This window comes from Serratia sp. (in: enterobacteria) (assembly GCF_046715635.1).
Taxonomy (GTDB): domain Bacteria; phylum Pseudomonadota; class Gammaproteobacteria; order Enterobacterales; family Enterobacteriaceae; genus Chania.
Window position 1 is genome coordinate 1 of sequence record NZ_JBKJYW010000178.1, and the last position, 5,098, is coordinate 5,098.

General features: G+C 46.8%; 6 protein-coding genes. 4 read left to right on the forward strand and 2 right to left on the reverse strand.

Features of this window, described 5'->3' with window-relative positions; translation table 11 throughout:
* Positions 1-31 precede the first annotated feature (31 nt).
* Together ACLQ7H_RS08725 and ACLQ7H_RS08730 are read right to left on the reverse strand one after the other, a co-directional pair.
* Complete coding sequence (locus ACLQ7H_RS08725) at positions 32-634, reverse strand: peroxiredoxin C (protein ID WP_121608915.1); 603 nt, start codon at positions 632-634, stop codon at positions 32-34.
* 230 nt (positions 635-864) lie between these two features.
* Positions 865-1,446 carry an ACP phosphodiesterase gene (locus ACLQ7H_RS08730; RefSeq protein WP_411752321.1) on the reverse strand — a complete coding sequence of 194 codons (582 nt, stop codon included), beginning with the start codon at positions 1,444-1,446 and terminating at the stop codon, positions 865-867.
* 523 nt (positions 1,447-1,969) lie between these two features.
* Here ACLQ7H_RS08730 and ACLQ7H_RS08735 point away from each other — a divergent pair.
* From ACLQ7H_RS08735 to ACLQ7H_RS08750, 4 genes are all read left to right on the forward strand, one after another.
* The gene (locus tag ACLQ7H_RS08735; RefSeq protein ID WP_411752322.1) at positions 1,970-2,806 is read left to right on the forward strand and encodes a type VI secretion system baseplate subunit TssF; all 837 of its coding nucleotides are present in this window, start codon (positions 1,970-1,972) and stop codon (positions 2,804-2,806) included.
* Positions 2,803-3,321: a hypothetical protein gene (locus tag ACLQ7H_RS08740; protein ID WP_411752323.1), complete on the forward strand. Its 519-nt coding sequence runs from the start codon at positions 2,803-2,805 to the stop codon at positions 3,319-3,321. Before ACLQ7H_RS08735 ends, ACLQ7H_RS08740 begins: the two co-directional genes overlap by 4 nt.
* Positions 3,246-4,115, forward strand: a complete 870-nt coding sequence (locus tag ACLQ7H_RS08745; RefSeq protein WP_411752324.1) for a hypothetical protein — start codon at positions 3,246-3,248, stop codon at positions 4,113-4,115. Before ACLQ7H_RS08740 ends, ACLQ7H_RS08745 begins: the two co-directional genes overlap by 76 nt.
* Before the next feature lie 41 nt (positions 4,116-4,156).
* Positions 4,157-5,098, forward strand: a 942-nt coding sequence (locus ACLQ7H_RS08750; protein ID WP_411752325.1) for a type VI immunity family protein, incomplete at its 3' end; no start/stop codon positions are given.

Consider the following 5,098-nt stretch of genomic DNA (forward strand, 5'->3'; position numbering starts at 1 on the left):
GCTGACCGGTTCTGACACTTACAGGCTGAAATTACAGCTTGGAAGCGTTCTCAGACAGGTATTTAGCTACGCCGTCTGGAGATGCGCCCATACCTGCTTTGCCTTTTTCCCACTGAGCTGGGCACACTTCGCCGTGCTCTTCGTGGAATTGCAGTGCGTCAACGGTACGGATCATTTCGTCGATGTTACGGCCGATTGGCAGGTCGTTCACGATCTGAGAACGCACAACGCCGTTCTTGTCGATCAGGAAAGAACCACGCAGGGCAACGCCCGCGTCTGGGTGTTCGATGCCGTAAGCTTTCTGAATTTCGCGCTTAACGTCAGCAACCATTGCGTATTTCACTTCACCGATGCCGCCTTTGTCGACAGGGGTTTTACGCCATGCGTTATGGACGAATTCTGAGTCGAAGGAAACGCCTACAACTTCAACGCCGCGCTTCTGGAACTCTTCATAGCGGTGATCGAAAGCGATCAGCTCAGAAGGACATACGAAGGTGAAGTCCATCGGCCAGAAGAACAGGACGGCTGGTTTGCCGTTCAGGTGCTTCTTCAGGTTGAAGTTTTCTACGATTTCGCCATTGCCTAAAACGGCTGCAGCGGTGAAGTCAGGGGCTTGACGAGTTACCAGGACCATAATTACTCCTGTAATAGTAGTTCAATGGGTTGATGTAAAAGCAGGGGCCAGTATAAGGGCCACCACTCGGTGAGGGAAGGGTGAAAGACCAATCAATGAGATAGCTTCCACCTATCAAACCGAGAGATTAAAAACAGCAGTCTTTCAAAATAACCTTTTCGTGCAAAAGGGCAAGGGCAAAAAGCCACATTCTGTTAACCATGTGAATACTATGGTTTTTTAGCCAGCGTTCATAATGACTTGTTTCTGGCCTGTTCCATCATACGAGGATAAAACTGCCAGAACTGTGTTTCAAGCTGATGATACTGGCGCTCGACATCGGCGAAAGAGCCAGCCAGTGCGGCCAACCGTGGGCGGCGGCTTGCCATGCCTGCCAATACATCGCCGATAAACGGCAGCTCGGCGTAGCGCTCCAACCAGCGTTCGGGCCAAAGATAGCTGTTCAGGTTCTGGAAACGCTGTGGCGTTTGCGGCAGGTGCGGCACGATCAGGCTACGAGCTTGCTGGGTGAAGCTCTGCAAGCTGCAGGTTGGCTCAAGCTGTTGCCAGTGGCGGGCCAGAAAGTGATCCCAGACCACGTCGAGCGTAATAGGGGCGACGCGGCGAAATTGCGGGCTGAAATAGTCGCGGCAGGCTTTGACTTCCGGCTGGGTATCGGTCAATACGTCAACGCGCCGATGCATCATGATGCCAGCCACGACCGCCGGATCGTAATCACCTGCGGGGTTGCCGCGCACGAAATCGGCGAGCAGGTTGCCGAGCAGCGAGCTTTCCGCAAGCTGGGCCAAATGGAGATGAGCGAGAAAATTCATGACGGAATTATACGCGAATTGTGGTCCATCGGAGGGTTTTTATTAGCCATGATTTTTGTATGGTTATAAATCGATAGCGAATATCAGGTAAGCATTTTAAGTAACACGTTTTTAATCAGCTGACTCTTAGGTTGCAGAGCGCTAGCGAAAGATTATGGCGTAATTAATGAGTTTATAGTTTAAATATGGGGATTTAAAACTATTTTTATCCTATTTAAAGAGAGGGGTGTAATTGGGTTTATTATTGGTTATTTATCTGGTGAATGATATTGGTTGCTTGTTTGGTTAAAGATTTTGCCCTATTTGTCTGTGACCGATAAGTTTTATTTGAATGTGGTGATATTTTTTGTAGTATAGAAAAACCAACCCGAAGTGGCATGTTATCGAGAGTGATAATATGATGCCGTTATAGAATTAATTTACTCAAAATACCAGGCTAAATAGAGTCACTGCAGTGGGTTGGATGCTAAGCCGCTAGATATATGCAAATAAAGTACTTTCTCCAGGACGAGGCAAAGTGTCTATGGACTTTGAGCACTATTTTCGCGATGAACTGCGCTACCTTAAAGAATTAGGCGATCTGGTGGCCGAGGAATCCCCAGCGTTGGCTGAATTTCTTGCATCCTCGGCGGACGATGCCGCTGTTAGGCGATTATTTGAAGGGTTCGCCGCATTAACGGGCCGTTTGCGCCAGCGTATTGACGATGCTTTTCCTGAGGTAACACAACCCTTACTTGAACGTGTGTGGCCTACCACGTACAGAAAGAGCCATACGCTTAGCATTACCGAGGATTTCAGTGAAGCAGTGAAAGGCAGTAAGACACTCACCGTTGAACAAAATCAGGTAATCAAAATCGCAGGGCAGCAAAATAACCAGGTCGAAGGCAGCCGTTTTCTGGATGTGGCCGGTGATAATACACTTTCCGTCGGCAACAATATTATTATTACTTCTAAAGGTGGTGAGGTGATTATCGGCAACGCCGGTGGTCGTATTGTTATCGATCCCATCGGCAATATCAGATTGGAGGGTCTGAGCATAACGCTAGATAACCATTCGGCAGGCAAGCCGGGTCCTGCGTCCAGGTATCTCTATTCTGCGCAGTATTTACTCACCGATAAAAAAACCAAAGAAGCTAGAGCCTTTGAGCCTTATTCGCTGAAAACCGCTGCTGGGCAGGTGGTTAGCGGTTTTACCAACCAATTTGGCCAAACCCGGCGCGTATTTACAGAAACGGAGGATGAGGTTGAATTAGCTATTTATGAGCGCAAAAAACAGCCGACCAGAAAGTTATTCCATGTGACCCATGGCGAAATGATGGAACAAACGTTCGAGTTTGTGGATACGGAGGAGTCATTATGAGCGTAACTATTGGCGGTTCTTCAAACAAAGGAGGATACCAATGTACCACCTCTTCAATTGAAATGCAGGAGCAGGAAGCGCCCTTACCCAATGCCGAAAATCGGGGCTATTTTCAAGTGCGAACCTCATTTTGTCAGCGTTTCCCCGATGTGATAACGCAAAAAATGAAAAATGGCAGCGAACGGATGCTGAAGCTAAAACAGGTTTTGCTCTCCGGTATCATCCAATTTGAAGAGATTAAGTTACATCAGTGGCGCTATGAGTATCGTGCTGAAGTGTCGTATTTAATGTTAGTACGTCCGCCGAGGCCATTTATTAGCAAAAACCAAGGGCAGCCTGGGAATAGACGTAGAACTTTAAATCCAGTCCCTCTTCGGGGCGGAATACCAGATTCCCATCGAATCTATGGTGTGGTCAAGGCGTTTTTTGTGAGGAGGGTATGCCTCAGAAGCCAAATATCTCTCGAATTATCGAGATTAAATTTCCTGGAGATAGGTTTAGAAAAAATCAAATAAGAGATAATACTAGGATTGCAGGAGGCAAGAATAAACTCACTGTGTTAGAAATTTACGACTGCCGTACCAAGACAGATAAAGAACGGGATACCTTGACCAATGAATTGCTGAGTAAGTTTGGCAAAATCTGGCCGTGGCTGCTGATCCCGCCTGTTTTTGGCCCTGGAACCAAGCCTCCCCATATTCCACCTGTCCCGATTCCAGGGAAACATCCGGAACCGAAACCATTACCTGGGGGGAGCCCAATCCCAACTCATAGCAGAAACCTTATGGAGCCTTGGACTCAACAAGAAACGCTGGTAGTTCAGGAAGCTCAACCCATTGGCGGGCTGGCAGGAGAGCTTTATGAGGAGACGTTGGCGGTTCTCAAAGGCACCGCGGTCTGGATGCAAGAAACCGGTGAATGGATGTATGACCAGGGCAGAGAGGCCTATGTTTGGCTAAAGGAAGGCGTAACCGATCTGGCGAAATCCTCGGTGTTTTTTACCATCGCACAGGTATTGGAGCTTTACCTTCTGGTCAAAAAATGGACCGATTGGACCATTGAGTTTATTAAGTCCATCACCTTTATCGATGTTCTTTGGGTTTTAGGGGGGATTGTCGTTGGTATCGCCATTGGTGTGGTGGCCGGGGTTATCGCGGTACCGGCGAGCGTTTATGCCGCCATTGCCGGGTTGCTGGGGTTATTGGGGGGGGCGACAGCGGCCACTGCTGATGAGCGCCCTAATGGCAGTATCCCCAGTAGTGACCTTATTCTTATGCTTGAGCAGTATGAGCTGGAAAATCAAGACTAATAGTTGATATTTGATACTAAGTTAATTAATGGGATGTGGAAATGAAAACGTACTCCGAAAAAATCATGCGCTGGCTTGATGAAATTGAACTTTCCTATACCGGTGAACCAGAGAAACAGGCTATTCGGCTAGGGCTAACGATGAGTTTCTACTTTCGTTATGGCGGCACTTATGAAAAGAAATTGAAGGTGGTAGAATGCTTTGATCGGTTTTATTCCGACTACGGCCGTTTTTTAAAGAAAAATTATTACTCTGAATTTGTTAATATAACCAGCAAGGATTATGCTAAAACTCGACAAGATTTTATAGACCTTCCCGATGGTGGTCAATATGAATGGGTATTAACCAGTGCAACTGAAACCGAAATCTCTGCAGAGCATTCCATTTTCACGCTAATACCGAGGGCATTTGAGGAGTGTTTTGAAAGAAGTATGTTGGCTATAAATCTACCGTGGCATTTTATTTCATCAGATGCAGGGCTTGAAAGGTTTAAAGTGTTATTTTATTGGTTGTGTCAACAGTTGGATGTCGATAATGGTTACGCAGGGCTTTCGCCCATCTTACCCTATGAATATGACCATAGGTTTTTCCCTGATGAATATAATCTTGCAAAGAAATTTTCTGGGTTATCTATCGAAACTACTGATACGATAACGGGCGGTGGAGAATATGCTGATGAAATCAAAGGTGCTAATTGGATAGTGGCTCTTAGCCCGCGCTACGTAAAACGATTGGGTGGCGAGCCGTGGATTAGAAATTATTTCAAGCTTGATAGTGAAATAACCGTAACTAAGGTAGGAGATACGCTCGTGATGCAAGCCGGGGAATATCCGGAGCTAGGTGAAGTCAATACCGCCGGGCTGCCTGCCAATTATATTCGGCTCAATAGCCTGTTACGGCCTATCAGAATTAAAAAACCAGACCAGCTGCATTACTACTCTGAGTACAAGGATCTGCAGTTTGAAAAGGAGTCTACAGAACGC

Coding starts and splice junctions, on each gene's coding strand:
- ACLQ7H_RS08725 (WP_121608915.1), bottom strand. CDS start 634: ATGGTCCTGGTAACTCGTCAAGCCCCTGACTTCACCGCTGCAGCCGTT.
- ACLQ7H_RS08730 (WP_411752321.1), bottom strand. CDS start 1,446: ATGAATTTTCTCGCTCATCTCCATTTGGCCCAGCTTGCGGAAAGCTCG.
- ACLQ7H_RS08735 (WP_411752322.1), top strand. CDS start 1,970: ATGGACTTTGAGCACTATTTTCGCGATGAACTGCGCTACCTTAAAGAA.
- ACLQ7H_RS08740 (WP_411752323.1), top strand. CDS start 2,803: ATGAGCGTAACTATTGGCGGTTCTTCAAACAAAGGAGGATACCAATGT.
- ACLQ7H_RS08745 (WP_411752324.1), top strand. CDS start 3,246: ATGCCTCAGAAGCCAAATATCTCTCGAATTATCGAGATTAAATTTCCT.